This window comes from Paenibacillus oryzisoli, from assembly GCF_050467285.1.
Classification (GTDB): Bacteria; Bacillota; Bacilli; order Paenibacillales; family NBRC-103111; genus Paenibacillus_E; species Paenibacillus_E oryzisoli_A.
Genome location: NZ_JBCMUN010000027.1, coordinates 1 through 16,071, shown reverse-complemented (window position 1 = coordinate 16,071; position 16,071 = coordinate 1). Strand labels below are relative to the sequence as shown.

Here is a 16,071-nt window from a genome sequence, read left to right as displayed (position 1 = left end):
ATCCTTTTAAAGCCCATGCAATAGTTTACTCTGAACGAATAGCGGCTGTCAAGCCAGTTATTTATCGTCCTCATCATCGTCGTCTACGTCATCAAAATCGTCCGCTTCGCCGTCTTCATCCGCCTCTTCGTCAAGGTCGTCTTCCTCGGCTTCTTCGCTTTCATCGATGCCGGCATCTTCGAGTTCTTCGTCGATCTCTTCATCCTCGAAGAATTCCGTATCTTCTTCCGCTTCTTCCTCTTCGGCGTCTTCGCCAAACGCATCGTATTCGTCTTCCTCGGTGTATGTATCTTCTTCTTCCGGATATACATCCTCGTCCATGTCGTCATCTTCATCGTTGATGATTCTAGGACGCTTCGCGCCGCCGCCAACGGAATCGTCGGATTTCTCCACCGGATACCAGCGTTTCAGTCCCCACAGGTTCGTACCTACGCAGGCAAAACGCCCATCGATATTGATTTCTGTATATAGTTGGGCGATCACTTGCATGATTTGCTCGTCCGAAAGCCCTTTTATTTTAGCGATTTCCGCCATGAGATCCCGATAATAATACGGCGTGTTCGCCGATTTCAACAACTCAAACGCCAAATCAACCATGGGCATTTCACGTGCTTGCTCTGCGGTGATTTTGAGAGTGTATCCGCTGCTCATATAGGCACATCCTTTTTCATCTTCTCGGTATTATCTACCTTATCCATATCTTCATTAAGTAAAACCTATTTTTTCTAAAAATGCAACTATGGGTTCGTGGGGATTAGATACAGGCGAAGGTCCCCCTTCGCCTGTGACTGTACCCAAAGGAAAAGGTGCTGTACCAGCAGTCCTTTCCATTCCCTGAGAAAGAGACACTCCTACCCGCGCCTCTCTATCTATCCTATGTCAAACCTATGCATCTGACACGGCTTCACACCCAATTATTTCTATAGAGACAATGACACGGTCAGAAGCGACAACCTGTACATAGGATAGGGAAGGATTCGAATTACTCGTTGTCATGGGGGGATGGCAAGATGGACGTAGCCGCCTTTCTGCTTCAACTGCACAAGGATGCAGGCCTCACCGAGCCTCGCAGTCAAAAACATCTCATCCATTTCACGTCAACCGCCGACTATTATGCTTGCAAAACCGAACTGGTCCGATTAAAAAGCGAGCTGGCCGGCCTCTCGGAGGTCATCCCGCTCGATATTGTTCACGCCTTCTCCTGTACGCTGCATCCGGCCGCTACGCTAGCCGATTTCTCCGGTGAGATGCGTCTTGAGGCCGATACGCGGGTAACGCTCAGCAAAACCAAAGCGGTCAAGGCACTGCCACGGCGGGCACGCATTCTTTCCAGCGTGCGTACCGGCACGATTCCTTGGGGCGTCGAACAGATTGGCGCGCCGGAAATCTGGAGCAAATCCGTCGGCAAAAACATTCGGGTCGGCGTCATCGATACCGGCATCGACTACAAGCACCCGGATTTGAAAAATTCCATCGCGCGCGGCATCAATTTACTGAACCGCCGGGTGCTGCCTTACGACGACAATGGGCACGGCACGCATATTGCGGGGACGATCGCCGCGACCGGCCGGTACTCCGGCATCGTCGGCGTCGCGCCGCGGGCGATTATTCATCCGGTCAAAGCTTTTGATCAGAATGGAAGCGCCTACGTCTCGGATATTATCGCCGGGATCGATTGGTGCGTACAGAACGACCTCGATATTATCAATATGAGCTTCGGCATGAAAACGTACAATCCGACGTTGGAGCAGGCGGTGATGAACGCTTACTACAACGGGAAGGTGATCGTCGCCTCTTCCGGCAACGACGGCCGCAAAAAATCTGTCGATTATCCTGCGCGGTTCCCGCAGGTTGTGTCGGTCGGCGCGCTGACCCGGCTCGGCAAAATCGCGCCGTTCAGCAATCGCGGCAAGCAGATCGACATCTACGCGCCGGGCGAACGCGTGTATTCCGCGTGGCTCGGCGGCAAATATCACGAGCTGAGCGGCACGTCGATGGCGACGGCGCACGTCAGCGGCGTGATCGCGCTCATGCTCGCGCTGAAAAAGATGTCGCCGCAGCAGATCAAAAGCGCGCTGCGGCGCTGCTCCCTCTCGCTCGCGAAGCGCGAGGGCGGGCGCTGGCGGCCGGGGCATCTCAATGCCCGGCGGGCAATTCGCGAGGCGCGCCAGGAGTAGCGCGCTCGTTAAAAAAGCCGTATCCACCCTGCGGGGCGGATACGGCTTCTTTCGTGGGAGCGGCGGATTACATCCGCTCCGGCGCGGAGACGCCAACGATGCGCAGCGCGCCCGCAAGTGTGGTTTGGAGCGCGCCGAGCAGCGCGAGGCGCGCTTGAGTCAGGGCTGCGTCATCGGTGATGACGTAGTGGCCCCGGTAATAGCTATGGAACTGGCTTGCCAGTTCGTAGACATAGCGGATGATCCGGTGCGGCGCGTACTGCTCCGCCGCGATCGCGATCTCTTCCGGAAGCTCGCCGATCTTGCGCAGCAAGTCGAACTCGGCTTCCGAGGTCAGCTTCGCCAGGTCGACCTGGGCCAGCGGCTGTACCGCGATGCCCTGCTCTTCCGCCTGGCGGAAGATGGAGCAGATCCGTGCATGTGCATACTGCACGTAGAAGACAGGGTTTTCATTGGATTGCGACACCGCCAAATCCATATCAAAATCAAGATGCGAATCCATGCTCCGCATCGCGAAGAAATAACGAATCGGGTCGACGCCGACTTCGTCCATCAGGTCTTCCATCGTGACGGCTTTGCCGGTACGTTTGGACATTTTGACCTTTTCGCCGTTCTGGAACAGGGAAACCATTTGCGCGATCAGCACTTCGAGGCGGTTCGCATCATAGCCAAGCGCCGTCATCGCCGCTTTCATCCGCGGGATGTAGCCGTGGTGGTCGGCGCCCCAGATATTGACCAGACGGTCAAACCCGCGCTCGAACTTATCGCGGTGGTACGCGATGTCCGGGGTCAGGTAGGTAAAGGAACCGTCATTTTTGATGAGCACGCGGTTTTTGTCGTCGCCCAGCGGTGTCGTGTTCAGCCAGGTTGCGCCTTCTTCTTCATAAATATGCCCGTTCCTGCGAAGCTCTTCGAGCACTGGTGGGATCAAGTTGTTCTCATAAATCGACGTCTCGGAGAACCAGTTGTCGAAACGAACACCAAAGCGGCCGAGGTCGCGTTTGATTTTGTCGAGTTCTTTGGCGAGTCCGTATGTACGGAAATACGCCCGGCGCTCGTCTTCCGGCAGGCTCAGCAGGGAGTCGCCTTTTTCGGCAGCGAGGTCTGCCGCGAAGCCTTTGATGTCTTCGCCGTAATAGCCGTCTTCCGGCATTTCGGCATCTTGCCCAAGCGCTTGCAGGTAGCGCGCTTCGATCGATTTGGCCAGGTTGACAACCTGGTTGCCCGCATCATTAATATAGTACTCTCTGGATACGTTGTAGCCGGCCAGATCCAGCACGTTGCACAGCACGTCGCCAACCGCCGCCCCGCGCGCGTGACCGAGGTGCAAGGAACCTGTAGGATTCGCGCTGACGAATTCGACTTGCACTTTCAGCCCTTTGCCGACATCGGACTGCCCGTAGCGATCGCCCTGCTCCTGAACGTCTGCGATAATCGGGTAGAGGTAAGCTTGGTTCATTTTAAAATTGATAAAGCCTGGCCCCGCAATCTCCGCTTCGGCAATGCTCGCCGCCTCTTTCGGCAGGTTCGCGATAATGCGCTCCGCCAGCTGTCTTGGGTTCGACTTTGCAATCCGCGTCAGCTGCATCGCTACATTCGTCGCAAAATCGCCGTGCGCTTTCTCCTTCGGAATTTCGAGCACGATCTCCGGCAGCTGCGCTTCTTCCACGATACCCGCCGCAAGTACAGCCTCCCGAATCGCTTGCTTCACTTGCGCTTTAACCCCATTCAATACGTCCATTCCTTCTATTCCTCCTGAATTAACAACTTGATTCGATAAGCGCCCGCATGTGCGCCCGATGCATATAAATCATAGCTCCATCTCGTGATGCCGATCCCGTTCACCGCTTCCGAGACGAGCGTATGGGTTTCCGTTTCCAGTTCCATCCGAAGTTGAGGCGTGTGGTAGAAGCCGAGCCGCTTCTCGCCAGCCACAAACGTCTGCTCCGCCTTCACGTCGCCTTGGCGAATGATGCGGATTTGCTCCGCTTCCAGCCGGATTAGCGTGACCGTGCGTCCGAGCTCGTTCGGCTCTTCCTCGTAACGGATATACGTGTGATCGCCCTTGCGGTACAGTTCGCCGCGCGCTTTCTGCACGGTCGTCTCGCTGCCGCTTCGGCTTTCAATGCGGATGCGCACCCGCTGCTTGTCCGTCATCGTTCGTTATGCTCCTATTCTATGGGTCAACCGGCACTTGAGGGTACCAGATTGAACATGTTAGGTAATAGTTTATATGAAAGAATCCTCAAATTCAATGCAGGGGCGCGGTTTAGGCGGTTTGGGATGGCGAAAAAGGACCTCACCCTCCAGCTTGTTGTGGAAGTTAAGGTCCTTTTGGGGGCGAATGTTTTTGAGACGCCTCTTTCTTTAGAATGCCGGCGTGGGTCTGCCCTGATTCGCCCATTGCTCTTTGGCCGGGCCGTAGGCGCCGATCACCGGCAGGCCTGCCAGACGCATCAGGATGGTCAGTTGACCGCGGTGGTGGATTTCGTGTTTCAGCGAGCTGTAGATGGCTTGGCCAACGGTCCACTGCTGACCGAATACGGTGACGGTCTCCGCCAGGCGCTCGTCCGTCAGCTGGCTTTCCACGGCGGCGATGATGCCTTGGGACGTTCTGCGATACGCCTCTGCGATCATCTTGGCCTGCGTTGGCGGCTCTTCGCTCGCGGACGGAGCTTCGAACTTCAGACCGAGGCCGAGCAGGAAGCTGCGATCATTGTGCACAAGATGCCACGCCAACTGACCGAGGTTGCGAAAGCCCTCAGCATGTCCTTGGCTTAGCGATGCATCTGTGAGCAGATCCAGCAATTGCTGTGTAACCGAGGATTCTTTTTTCAGCTCTTCGACACTATTCGAGACGGTTGTAAACATAGGGATAACTCCTCCTTGAATAGGGACATCCTCTTCCGCACAAGCATTTGGAAGAGTCGACCTCTTTTTTATAGCCTCAGTATACCCCGCTCCCCCTGACAACAGTATGGCAGTGAAGTTGGGCTTGAAAAAGTTTTTCATGGCGCAGCCGGCGAAGCTTTCCTTGAATGCGTCTGTCGTGGGAACGCATCTGCCTTGAACAAACATGCGTGCTCGCGCAAGTTCCTGCGAAACAGCAGGAATTTCCCTCGTTCCCCTACCTGATTTGATAAATGCCTGCAAAAAAGCAGGGAATTTCGGCAAAAGCTCCATTTTTGAGCTAGTTTGGCTTGAAAACCTGCTCTATCGCAGGCTTATGGATAGAAACGGCATTCTTCCTAAAAATCCCTGCTTAATCGCAGGCTTTCCAGAAAGCGCGGGGAGATTTCAAGAGGCGGGTGGGGGTTAGGGCAGGGTAAGGATAGGTCACTCATCACAAAGACACCCCCTCCAATCGGAGGGGGTGTCTCACGTCGCGGACGTTTATTTAATCAAATCTTCCACGAACTTCGGCAGCACGAATGCGGCGCTGTGAAGGCGAGGCGTGTAGTATTTCGTTGGGAATTCCGGGATGGAGGCTGTTTCCACTTCCAGCGGATCGTACTTTTTGCTGCCCATCGTGAAGGTCCAGAGACCGCTTGGGTACGTCGGGATGTTGGCGCCGTAGACGCGAACGATCGGGAAAATTTCTTTCACGTCGCGGTTGACCGTGGAGATCAGATCCGCTTTGAACCAAGGGTTGTCCGTTTGCGCGACGAAAATACCGTCTTCTTTGAGCGCATCGTAGATGCCTTGGTAGAAGCCTTTGGAGAACAGCTCAACCGCTGGGCCTACCGGCTCTGTGGAGTCGACCATGATTACGTCGTACGTGTTTTTGTGGTCGTGGATGTGCATGTAGCCGTCGTTGACGATGACTTCCACGCGCGGGTTGTCGAGTTCGCCGGCGATCGTCGGCAGGTACTTCTTGGAGTACTCGATGACTTTGCCGTCGATGTCGACGAGAACCGCTTTTTTCACTAGGCTGTGCTTCATGATTTCACGGATCACACCGCCGTCGCCGCCGCCGACAACGAGCACGTTCTCCGGATTCGGATGCGTAACCAGCGCCGGATGCGCCACCATTTCATGGTAAACGAACTCGTCTTTCACTGTCGTCATGACCATGCCGTCGAGCGTCAGCATTGTGCCCCACTCTTCGGTTTCGATCATCGCAAGGTCTTGAAAATCCGTTTGCTCTCTGACGTATGTTTCCGTCACTTTTGCCGTAATCCCGAAGCTTTCAGTCTGCTTCTCGGTGTACCATAATTCCATGCGTAACCCTTCTTTCGCTTCTCTATTATGCGCGATCAAAAAAATAATAGACCTTTTTGATCGCGCCACGGATGAATAATGCCATACATTCACGGTCTATATCAGTGTGCCACCATTTGGATAAGTCATGCAAGGATGAGCGATTCTTTCCAGACCCTCCGTATGCACAAATTGTATTATAGTTTAATCGCCCCAAATTGCAATCATTTCCTGCCGCATTTGCCCAAATCACAAAAAATATTTACATTTCCTTGAATATCCCCTGCCATGGTTTTCCATACTGGCTAATAGAGCCTTTTACCGATGAAGAAGGGAGGGAACTGCCATGTCTGATAATGAACGGCCCCAGAAACCCCGCACACCCCAAGAAAAAATTCAAAGCGAACTGCCAGCGTCCATGCGCTGGATGCGGCGGATTAAGAAGACGTTTTCGTTTTTCTTCACACTCAGTATTCTGATGCTTATTGCGCTCGCCGGATTGCTGGTGTACCTGCGCTCACAAACCTTGCCGGTCACCAAAATGATGCAAACGTCGCAAATGTACGATGTGCATGGCGAATTAATCGATACCTTTTATTCCGGGCAAAACCGGCAGGTCGTGCCGCTGAGCGACATCTCACCGTATCTTATTCATGCCACACTGTCGGTGGAAGACCAGCACTTCTACGAACATTTCGGCGTCGATCTGAAAGCGGTCGCCCGGGCGGCGATTGTGAATGTGCAGGCGATGGCGAAGGTGCAAGGCGCAGGCACGATTACCCAGCAGCTTGCTCGGAATTTATATTTAAACCACGACCGCACGTGGACGCGAAAAATTAAAGAAACGATGTACGCGGTTCAAATGGAAATGCAAATGAGCAAGGACGACATCCTGGCTGACTATTTGAATCAGATCTATTACGGACACTCGACCTACGGCATCGAAACGGCATCCGAACTGTTCTTCGGCAAGCACGCGAAGGACCTAACCTTGGCGGAAAGCGCCCTGATCGCCGGCGTCCCGAAAGGCCCGCGCTATTATTCGCCGTACTACGATTTGCAAAATTCCCTGGACCGGCAAAAGGTCGTCCTGCAGCTTATGGTGAACAGCGGCTACATTACACAGAGCGCCGCTGACGCTGCCGCTACGGAGAAGCTGAACATCCTGCCGCTGGCGAAGAAAAAGCCTTCGGCTGCGCCGTACTTCCGCGACTACGTCCGGACGATCGCGACGGAGACGCTCGGCATCTCCGAGGAGCAGTTCGACGAGGGCGGTATCCGCATCTACACGACGCTGGACAAAAATGCCCAGCACATTGCCGAGGAGGCCGTGACGAAGCAGCTCGCGGATAAGCCCGAACTGCAGGCGTCGCTCGTCGCCGTCGACCCGCGCTCCGGGGAGATCAAGGCGATGGTCGGCGGACGCGACTACGCCGAGAACCAGTTCAACCGCGCGCTGTCGAATAAGCGGCAGCCGGGGTCGTCTTTTAAACCGTTCGTGTATATGGTTGCGCTCCAGAACGGTTTCACGCCGGCCACGCTCGTGAAGAGCGAGCCGACGGTGTTCACGTACGACGACGGGCGGCAGCAGTATACGCCACGCAACTTCAACGATCAGTACACAAATGCGAATATCGATATGCGGCAGGCGATCTCCAAATCGGACAACATTTATGCAGTCCACACGGTTCTCGCGGTCGGGCCGGACAAAGTCATCGACCTCGCCCATAAGCTCGGCGTCGTTTCGCCGATGAAGCCGCTCCCTTCGCTGGCGCTCGGCGCCTTCCCGGTCAGCCCGCTGGAAATGGCGTCCGCCTTCGGCGCCATCGCGAACCAGGGCATTCACCGCGATCCCATCGCGATCCTGCGCATCGAGGATGCTGTCGGCAAGGTGCTCTACGAGGCACGGCCGAAGGAAGAGCAGGTCATCCCGCCCGCCGTGGCCTATGTGATGACGAACCTGATGGAGAGCGTCTTCGAGGAAGGCGGCACCGGCAACCGGGTAGCCTCCACGATCAAGCGGCCGATCGCCGGCAAAACCGGCACCACCGACACCGACGCGTGGATGGTCGGCTTCACGCCGGAGCTCGCGACAGCCGTCTGGGTCGGCTATGACAAAGATCGCGACATATCCGCGACCGAGTCGCATTTGGCTTCGCCGATCTTCGCGGATTTTACCGAGCAGACGCTCGAGGCGATTCCGCCGAAGCTGTTCCCGATCCCCGATGGCGTGACCAACGTCTACATTGATCCGGTCAGCGGCAAGCTCTCCAACGAGGACTGCCCGAACGCACAGCTCGAGTCGTTCATCGCCGGCACGGAGCCGACGACGTACTGCACGGGCAAACCGGCGGGTACGGCTGGCGACACGCCGCCGAAAGGCACCGGCAAAACGGACAACGGCTCGTGGTGGAACGATTTGAAACGTTGGTGGAACGAATAGACGCACGACGAAAAGCCTGGCGAATGAAGTTCGCCGGGCTTTTCGCAACAACACAAAAAGGCAGAACTAAGCGCGTCTTAGTCTGCCTTTTTGCTGTCCTAGTATATGAGGTAACATACACTAGGCTCTAGTATACCCGCTTCACCCAAGCGGAACAATGGATGACACATAATGTTCATATTCTCTATGAGCCCTTGTCCGGCCTAGGCCAAGGCATCTTTCAGGTCTTGCGCAGAGCGATTCCACCATTCTTCGTTGTGCGCTATGAGCTGCTTCCGGAGCGCTTCACGCTCTACATCCGACAGCCCTTCGAGGATGAATTTGCGCTTCATCGCTGCATCCATTTTGTTCACGTGGTCGGCGAGAATTTTCCACCCTTTGCGCGCTTCCGTATCAATCAGCATCTCGCACGCGGACATCCCCGCATAGTAGGCGCCATCTTCCGTACGGTCGACAGCAACCCATACGATCCACGCTTTGCGGCCGTTCGGCACGTCATCTTTGTTCGTGGAGAACTTGATGCCCTTCTCGATTTTGCTCTTGGCGTGAAGTGTTCCTTCATCCAAATACGCGACATCCCCGTCGATGATAATCCCCGAGACGTTGCTGAGGTCAATCGCCCCGGCGCCAAATCCTTTGTGATTCACTTTGGAGCTAACTATATTCAAGGCCAGCTTCTTCTTATCCGCTTCCATCCCGCACACCTTCCACTTCATCGTAAAATACAGACTATTGTGTTTTCATTGTAGCGAAAGTCCACCGTTCAAACAAGTGGCGGCCGAGCTCCTTCCTATTTCTAACATTTCTTTGCACCCGCAGAAATATTCCCAAGGTTGTCTACATATATATGCTGTAGATGCTTGTTTAGGCGGGGTGAATATCATTGAATGTCCATTTCAAAAGCCGTAAGGTACAGTGGTTCGCCGTGATGCTGCTTGCCGCAGGCGCCGTACTTCTGTCCCATGCCTTGCTTCCTTCTTCCGCACCAGTACCGCAAGGAACGATGCCTGTCGCTCTTCAAGAGGAGCCCTCCGCCAAAAAGCCGGACATGCCGCAGCCCAGCGCCCCGGCTCCGGCCAATGAGCAAGCTTCCGCACCGCTCAGCTATCGGATTGCGGAGTATCACATGAGTGTGGCCTACACGCCCGAAACGCAGCAGCTCAGCGGCCAGCAAGCCCTCACCTGGGAAAATCCAGGCACGGTCCCTGTGCAAGAGCTTTACCTTCACTTGTATCCGAACGCTTTTGCCTCAAAGAATACAACCTTCATGCGCGAATCTGGCGGCAAGCTGCGCAGCGATGAAGCCAAGGAAGGCACCAGCGGCAGCATGGAGCTCCTTTCCGTGAAGTCCGAGGACGGCGAGGACTTGAGCAAGCGCATGACATTCGTGCAGCCGGACGACGGCAATAAGGACGACCATACGCTGGTCCGAATTCCGCTGCCCAAGCCGGTCGGCGCCGGAGAGAAAGTGACGATCCGCACCGAATTTCTGGTCAAAATGCCGGCGGCCTTCGCCCGCATGGGCTACGTCGGCGATTTCGTCATGGCGGGCCAGTGGTTCCCGAAGGTCGCCGCCTATGAGCGCAAAGGCACGCGAGGCCGCGCCGAGCCCGGCTGGGACCTGCACCAATACCACGGCAACTCGGAGTTCTACGCTGACTTTGGACTGTACGACGTCAAGATTCAGGTGCCGGCCTCCTACATCGTCGCTGCGACCGGCTTCCCGGTGAAGCCGCCGGTGACGGACAAGGGCCTGAAAACGTACCAGTTCTACGCCGAGGATGTGCACGATTTTGCTTGGTCGGCATCGCCGCATTTCGTCTACGTCGAAGAACCGTTCTCCGCGCCGCAGGTGCCGGGGGTCAAAATCAAGCTGTACCTGGACCCCAACCATCAAGATTTGAAAGACCGCTACCTGTATGCCGCCAAAAAAGCGCTCGCCCGCTACAGCCAGTGGTACGGTACCTACCCGTACTCCACGCTGTCGATCGTGGTCCCGCCTCCCGGAGGCAACGGCGCAGGCGGCATGGAATATCCGACGCTCGTCACCGCCTGGGGCGCCAGCGACAAGGATCCGGATTTGGAGCTCGAACGCGTCGTCGTGCACGAAATCGGCCACCAGTTCTTCTACGGGCTCGTCGCGACGAATGAATTTGAAGAAGCTTGGCTGGACGAGGGCTTCACCTCCTATGCCGAGGATAAGGTCATGGAAATGGATTTCGGCGAGAAGCCGAACCTCCCGGTGGAGTCCAGCTATGTCACCGCCCCCGGATCGCTCCATCAAAACGCCTGGAGCTATACCGGTCACGATCAGTATGCCGAAAACGTCTACACGCGCGGCAAGCTCGTGCTCAAGGCGATTGAACAGCAGGTCGGTACGAAAACGATGGACCGCATTATGAAAACGTACTTCCAGCGTTGGGAGTTCAAGCACCCGTCCACGAAAGATTTTCAAGCCGTCGTTGAAGAAGTGACGAAGACGAGTTGGGAAGACTTTTTTAACCAATATGTGTACGGCAGCATGATGATGGATTATGCCGTGGAAAGCGTGCGTGTCAAAGCGCAAGGCGCCGGGGCATACGAAAGCACCGTGGAGATCGCCAAGCGAGGCGGCAATTCGCCGGCGGTGCCGATCCACTTCCATTTTGCAGATGGAACCTCTGTGGATAAAACGTGGGACGGCAAGGAAAACAGTATCGAATTCAAGCTCTCGCATACCGCCCCTGTCGATTGGGTGCGCATCGATCCGGTGTATTCCCTGATTCTCGAAAACAAACACATCAATAACTTCTTCCAGACGGAAGTCAACCAGACATGGCAAATTCGCTGGAATCTCGGCATCGCGCAGCTGCTGCAAACGATTTTCGGCTGGGTCGCCTGGTAACTCGCTCAAGTACCATTTCGCAAAGGAGGATCCGCGTTTGACTACCTATCTCAAACTCGGCTTAGGGGCTGCATGGCGGCAGCCCTTTGCCACCATCACCTTATTCCTCTATCAGATGGGCTGGAGCATGCTGTTGTATAAGCTGATTCAAGGGATTCTCGTTCCGCTGATGCACCGGTTTCCGGGCGGCGAACAGCCGAAGCAGATGCTGCAGCTCTGGCTCGCAGAAAGTCAATTTCAGCTGATGAAAACGGATCTGAGCCACAGCTACTTATGGTGGCTGGCGTGCCTCCTCGGGCTGCGGATGCTGTTGACGCCACTGCTAAGCAGCGGTGTCTACTACTCGCTTACCCACCCGGATCAGAATGCCGGCTACCGCTTTGTCCGAGGAATCAAAGAGCTCATGCTGCCGTTCCTGCTCGTCTATCTGCTGCGAATGGCACTTACGCTGGCGCCCTTGATCTGGCTGATTCCACACGCAGGCCGCATACTGGGGCGCAGCACCTCCTACGAGCAGCTCGCGCTTGATCTCCTTCCTTGGCTGCTGGGCATGCTCGCCTACGGCTTCGTGCTTCAACTGCTTTTCATGCATGTGCAGTTTGCCATTGCGGCCAAGCTCGGCATCCTGTCGACGATCATCTCTTACTTCCGGTATCTTCTCCCGATTCTAGGGCTCGCGCTTATACTTCTTCTGCTATCGGGACTTTTGGCAGGGGCTACCGTCCTCTCCACCTACATCTGGGCAGGACTAGCGGCACTCATCATTTATCAACTTGTCCCGATCTTTCAGATTTTCATCCAAATTTGGTCTATCGCCTCGCAATATCAGCTGTTATCCGCCAAAATTTCTGATTGAAACCCAACATTCGGTGTAATTGTTCGTCTTTTACATAAAATTACAGCATTTCCCCTTGCGAAAGGGGATTTTTTGCGTCTTTTTCTTAAAATTTTTCGCAGATTTTTGACTTTCTGTGCGCCCGAGAGGAGGAATTTAGAACTTTTTGACGAATATCAAGAGCTAGCAACAAAAAACCAAATATTGCATGCCGAATTCCCAGATTTTGGGGAAACGGGGGAACCACTCCGGGTGAATTGATCTTGCAAGACAGGGGTCATAGGGAACCTTCAACCGAACCCTCCAGCTAACCTCGTAGGCACCGGAAGGAGACAAGCAGTTGAAGAAAGTTGTAGCACTTGTATTTAGCCTTGTTTTGTCTTTGAGTGTTGGTGTTGGAAGCGTTTTCGCTTCTTCCTCCACGATGGACAGCGCGGTGAACGATCTGATCGGAACGCCTTACAAATGGGCAGGCACGTCAGAAAAAGGGTTCGATTGCTCCGGATTCACAATGTACTTGTTCAATGAATTCGGTATCGACCTGCCGCACAGCTCCAAATCTCAAAACAGTGAAGGCTACTGGATTGACAAAAGTGATCTTCGTAAGGGCGATCTGGTATTTTTCAACACAGATGGAAGCGGTATTTCCCACGTAGGTATGTACATTGGGAACGGTGAATTCGTTCACTCCGCAACCAACATTGGTGTTGTTAAAAATAAACTGAGCGAATCCTACTATGCGAAGCGGTACGTATCGGCCAGACGCGTGCTCTGGGACGATATTTACAACCAACTGACTGCTGAATCCAATTAATGCTTTCGCATCAATGAAAAAAGCCCGGAATCGCAGGCTCGTCAAGAGCGGCGTTCAGGGCTTTTATTCATGCTTGCCCTAGATGGGGCGTATACTATTGTAAAGAAGAAGGAAGCCATGCCTCTGGTCGGTTGTGGCTAAAGGAGAGAAGATCAACATGACGAACCCCGTTACCGCGGAGACTCCCTTCCCTGGCGTTGTCCAAACCTTAGACGAGCTGCGCTCGGACATTGGAGAACCGCACCCCGCCGTTCAAAATAAAGTGATTTCCTGCATCGATGAGCATGCGCGCGCGTTTATTGCGAAGTCGCCGCTCTTTTTCTTATCGACGGCGAACCGTGAAGGGCTGTGCGACGTCTCGCCCCGCGGCGACGCGCCCGGCTTCGTGCGCGTGCTCGATGAGCGCCGCCTCGTCTATCCCGAGCGTCTCGGCAACCGCCGCATCGACTCGCTGCAGAACCTGCTGACGAATCCGGAGGTCGGCCTCCTGTTCGTCATCCCCGGCTACGACAGCGTGCTGCGCGTGAACGGCCGCGCCTGGATCACGAAGGACCCGGAGCTTTTGGAGGGGATGAAGCTTGGTGACAAGCAGCCCGTCGCCGCCGTCGGCGTCGAGGTGCGCGAATGCTTCATCCACTGCCCGCGCGCGCTGAAGTCCGCCAGTGTCTGGGACACGGCGAGCTGGATTCCGGCCGCGGAGCAGCCTGACAGCATGAGCATGTTTAAGGCCCATTTGAAAATAAATGGGGTGGCGTTGGAAGAGTAGGCCTGTCGACTTATAGAAATAAACGGCTCCGCCGTCCTGTTAAGGACAGCGGGGCCGTTTATTTTTGGTGCTGCCGCGGTTGGGCGGGACTACTCGCTCACCTGCGCCAGCACGGCGGCGATCCGCTTCAGGCGGGTCGCCTCGGTTTTCGCATCCTCGACCTGGCGCACACATTCTTTGCGTTTCGACGGCGACAGCGCCTCGAAACGCTCGGTCGCCCTGGCTTGCGCGGCGAGCGCCGCAAGCAGATCGGCCGGCACCTCGACCGTGCGAGGGGCCGTGTCGAGCTCAAGGGTGACCTCGACGGGGTCGCCCGCCTGCAGGCCTGCCGCTTTGCGATGCGCTTCGCTAAGCGGGATGAGATACTCGCCGCCCATGACGGCGACGGTGGTCCGGTACGCGTACCCGTTCAGGGTTGCGGTGACGGCCGGCTTTTTGCCTGCGCCCAGCGTCTGGATGGCGTCCTCGGGGATGGCGATGCCTGTCGCCTTCTTGTTCTCGGCTTGTTTGACGGATGTGTGGAACGTAACGCTCATGGAGGTGCCTCCTTTATTTGACGGTATAGCTGACGTACCAGATGCTGCTGCCTACAAAAATTTGCAATTCCTCTGATATAGGCTTGAAAATGTCGGCGAGCTCCTCGTAGGCGAAGTAATTTTTGAGCACTTCGTGGACGGAGCCGTCGGCGAGTTCGCGCCGTTTGTACGTGTCCTCACTGTCTGGACGGGTGATCAGCTCCCCTCCCCTGCCCGGCACGTAGACGTTGTCGGCCATCAATACTTGTGCCCCAGGGCCTAGCCGCTGATGCAGCCCTTGGAGGAAGCTGTCGAGTCGGTTCCGCGGAATATGCGAGAACCAGAAGTTCGCGAGGCCGAAGTCGAAGCTGCCCGGAACGGCCGCTAGGTCATAAGCGTCGCCGAGGGTGAACGTCGGCGCGCCGATCGGCCACGGCTTGGCGCGGGCGATGTCGAGCACCTCGGGCCGCACGTCGATGCCGGTCAGCGCAGCCGCCGTCTCGGCGGCGATCTGCGACCAGTAGCCCGTGCCGCAGGCGATTTCCAGCACGCGCTTGCCCTTGGCCTGAGCGCGGATCACTTCTGCGACGAGCGCCAGCTCCCGCTGATACCCCGCGTCCTCGCGGTGATAAATGCGCTCATATTCGGCTGCGCGCGCGCCGTAGTACGCTTGCATGCTCAGCTTCGCCTGCTGCTCCTGCGCTTGCTTCTCTTGGGCTTCGGCGAGCAGCCGGTGCCGGGAAGTCAGCAGGTCAGCGAAGATGCCGCCGCCCTGCGCGGCGTAGTTGGCGAGCAGCCCCTGCGTCGCCATCACGATGAGCTGCGTCATGGAGAGGCCCGTCTCTTCGGCCATGTGCTCCAGCTCGGCTTTTGTCTTCTCCGGCAAGTAGACGGAGAGGCGTTTGGTTTTGTCGATTTTGTCTTCCACGATGTAGGATCACCTCTATTTCGAATCAATTTAACATAAAATATGTGTTAAAACAAGTGTATTTTATGTTTACGTTGAGGCTAACTTGGCAGAAAAACCGTAAAAAAGGTTGCTGCATAGGTAGGCGTGGAAGAAATCGAAGGTTGGATTCTAGGCTAACGGTTGCAGCAGTGGTTATTTTGTGCAAAACCATCCCAAAATCGCCATTTCCGAACCAATAGCCTCGCTGCAACTTTTAACCACTCATGCCGCCCGTTTTCCCGGATATAGCCGCCCTACGAGGCTGTCGATTAATTGTGGACAGTTTTATCCGTGAACGGACACGCGTAGAGAATGTGTATGAATATTCGAATACATATTCAAAATCAGGCCTCAAATCACGAAATGTGTATGATATTTCGAATAGAATTGATTGATTTTATGTGAATGCAGCACATTATATATGATTTTTCGTATACATTTTGTGTTCTCTCGCAGATTCCCAAACTATAAACAATTAATCGACAGTC

Annotated in this window: 14 protein-coding genes and 1 riboswitch; of the genes, 6 read left to right on the top strand and 8 right to left on the bottom strand. The window is 55.2% G+C overall.

Annotated features, from left to right (window positions below):
• Positions 1-57 precede the first annotated feature (57 nt).
• Entirely contained in the window at positions 58-651 is a 594-nt protein-coding gene (gene rpoE, locus ABE504_RS30835) for a DNA-directed RNA polymerase subunit delta (RefSeq protein ID WP_430096369.1), read from the bottom strand.
• 359 nt (positions 652-1,010) lie between these two features.
• Here rpoE and ABE504_RS30830 point away from each other — a divergent pair, with 359 nt between their 5' ends.
• Complete coding sequence (locus ABE504_RS30830) at positions 1,011-2,177, top strand: S8 family peptidase (RefSeq protein WP_430096367.1); 1,167 nt, start codon at positions 1,011-1,013, stop codon at positions 2,175-2,177.
• A gap of 67 nt (positions 2,178-2,244) precedes the next feature.
• On the opposite strand, the gene argS is transcribed toward ABE504_RS30830, so the two are convergent.
• The 4 genes from argS to speE form a co-directional block, all read right to left on the bottom strand.
• On the bottom strand, positions 2,245-3,918 hold the full coding sequence (argS, locus tag ABE504_RS30825; protein WP_430096365.1) for an arginine--tRNA ligase: 1,674 nt from the start codon (positions 3,916-3,918) through the stop codon (positions 2,245-2,247).
• Between the two features lie 5 nt (positions 3,919-3,923).
• Positions 3,924-4,334, bottom strand: coding sequence for a DUF1934 domain-containing protein (locus tag ABE504_RS30820; RefSeq protein WP_430096363.1), 411 nt, complete (start codon positions 4,332-4,334; stop codon positions 3,924-3,926).
• 210 nt (positions 4,335-4,544) lie between these two features.
• A complete protein-coding gene (locus ABE504_RS30815; RefSeq protein ID WP_430096361.1) occupies positions 4,545-5,048 on the bottom strand; it encodes a DinB family protein in 504 nt (167 codons plus the stop codon).
• Between the two features lie 522 nt (positions 5,049-5,570).
• The gene (gene speE, locus ABE504_RS30810) at positions 5,571-6,398 is read right to left on the bottom strand and encodes a polyamine aminopropyltransferase (protein WP_430096359.1); all 828 of its coding nucleotides are present in this window, start codon (positions 6,396-6,398) and stop codon (positions 5,571-5,573) included.
• A gap of 325 nt (positions 6,399-6,723) precedes the next feature.
• Between speE and ABE504_RS30805 the strand changes: the two genes are divergently transcribed.
• Entirely contained in the window at positions 6,724-8,820 is a 2,097-nt protein-coding gene (locus tag ABE504_RS30805; protein WP_430096357.1) for a transglycosylase domain-containing protein, read from the top strand.
• Between the two features lie 203 nt (positions 8,821-9,023).
• On the opposite strand, the gene ABE504_RS30800 is transcribed toward ABE504_RS30805, so the two are convergent.
• On the bottom strand, positions 9,024-9,515 hold the full coding sequence (locus ABE504_RS30800; protein ID WP_430096356.1) for a YwhD family protein: 492 nt from the start codon (positions 9,513-9,515) through the stop codon (positions 9,024-9,026).
• A gap of 233 nt (positions 9,516-9,748) precedes the next feature.
• Here ABE504_RS30800 and ABE504_RS30795 point away from each other — a divergent pair, with 233 nt between their 5' ends.
• The 4 genes from ABE504_RS30795 (at position 9,749) to ABE504_RS30780 (ending at position 14,119) form a co-directional block, all read left to right on the top strand.
• Positions 9,749-11,704, top strand: a complete 1,956-nt coding sequence (locus ABE504_RS30795; RefSeq protein ID WP_430096385.1) for a M1 family metallopeptidase — start codon at positions 9,749-9,751, stop codon at positions 11,702-11,704.
• A gap of 37 nt (positions 11,705-11,741) precedes the next feature.
• Positions 11,742-12,560, top strand: a complete 819-nt coding sequence (locus ABE504_RS30790) for a hypothetical protein (protein WP_430096354.1) — start codon at positions 11,742-11,744, stop codon at positions 12,558-12,560.
• 178 nt (positions 12,561-12,738) lie between these two features.
• A riboswitch (cyclic di-AMP (ydaO/yuaA leader) is annotated at positions 12,739-12,876 on the top strand.
• A gap of 3 nt (positions 12,877-12,879) precedes the next feature.
• On the top strand, positions 12,880-13,353 hold the full coding sequence (locus tag ABE504_RS30785; RefSeq protein WP_430096352.1) for a C40 family peptidase: 474 nt from the start codon (positions 12,880-12,882) through the stop codon (positions 13,351-13,353).
• 157 nt (positions 13,354-13,510) lie between these two features.
• Positions 13,511-14,119 carry an MSMEG_1061 family FMN-dependent PPOX-type flavoprotein gene (locus ABE504_RS30780; RefSeq protein WP_430096351.1) on the top strand — a complete coding sequence of 203 codons (609 nt, stop codon included), beginning with the start codon at positions 13,511-13,513 and terminating at the stop codon, positions 14,117-14,119.
• An 89-nt stretch (positions 14,120-14,208) separates the two neighbouring features.
• On the opposite strand, the gene ABE504_RS30775 is transcribed toward ABE504_RS30780, so the two are convergent.
• The gene (locus ABE504_RS30775; protein WP_430096350.1) at positions 14,209-14,655 is read right to left on the bottom strand and encodes a YdeI/OmpD-associated family protein; all 447 of its coding nucleotides are present in this window, start codon (positions 14,653-14,655) and stop codon (positions 14,209-14,211) included.
• 13 nt (positions 14,656-14,668) lie between these two features.
• On the bottom strand, positions 14,669-15,562 hold the full coding sequence (locus ABE504_RS30770; protein WP_430096348.1) for a methyltransferase domain-containing protein: 894 nt from the start codon (positions 15,560-15,562) through the stop codon (positions 14,669-14,671).
• Between the last annotated feature and the right edge of the window lie 509 nt (positions 15,563-16,071).

Bases quoted from the DNA above. Each gene is read 5' to 3' on its own strand.
- rpoE (WP_430096369.1), bottom strand. From the start codon at position 651: ATGAGCAGCGGATACACTCTCAAAATCACCGCAGAGCAAGCACGTGAA.
- ABE504_RS30830 (WP_430096367.1), top strand. From the start codon at position 1,011: ATGGACGTAGCCGCCTTTCTGCTTCAACTGCACAAGGATGCAGGCCTC.
- argS (WP_430096365.1), bottom strand. From the start codon at position 3,918: ATGGACGTATTGAATGGGGTTAAAGCGCAAGTGAAGCAAGCGATTCGG.
- ABE504_RS30820 (WP_430096363.1), bottom strand. From the start codon at position 4,334: ATGACGGACAAGCAGCGGGTGCGCATCCGCATTGAAAGCCGAAGCGGC.
- ABE504_RS30815 (WP_430096361.1), bottom strand. From the start codon at position 5,048: ATGTTTACAACCGTCTCGAATAGTGTCGAAGAGCTGAAAAAAGAATCC.
- speE (WP_430096359.1), bottom strand. From the start codon at position 6,398: ATGGAATTATGGTACACCGAGAAGCAGACTGAAAGCTTCGGGATTACG.
- ABE504_RS30805 (WP_430096357.1), top strand. From the start codon at position 6,724: ATGTCTGATAATGAACGGCCCCAGAAACCCCGCACACCCCAAGAAAAA.
- ABE504_RS30800 (WP_430096356.1), bottom strand. From the start codon at position 9,515: ATGGAAGCGGATAAGAAGAAGCTGGCCTTGAATATAGTTAGCTCCAAA.
- ABE504_RS30795 (WP_430096385.1), top strand. From the start codon at position 9,749: ATGCTGCTTGCCGCAGGCGCCGTACTTCTGTCCCATGCCTTGCTTCCT.
- ABE504_RS30780 (WP_430096351.1), top strand. From the start codon at position 13,511: ATGACGAACCCCGTTACCGCGGAGACTCCCTTCCCTGGCGTTGTCCAA.
- ABE504_RS30775 (WP_430096350.1), bottom strand. From the start codon at position 14,655: ATGAGCGTTACGTTCCACACATCCGTCAAACAAGCCGAGAACAAGAAG.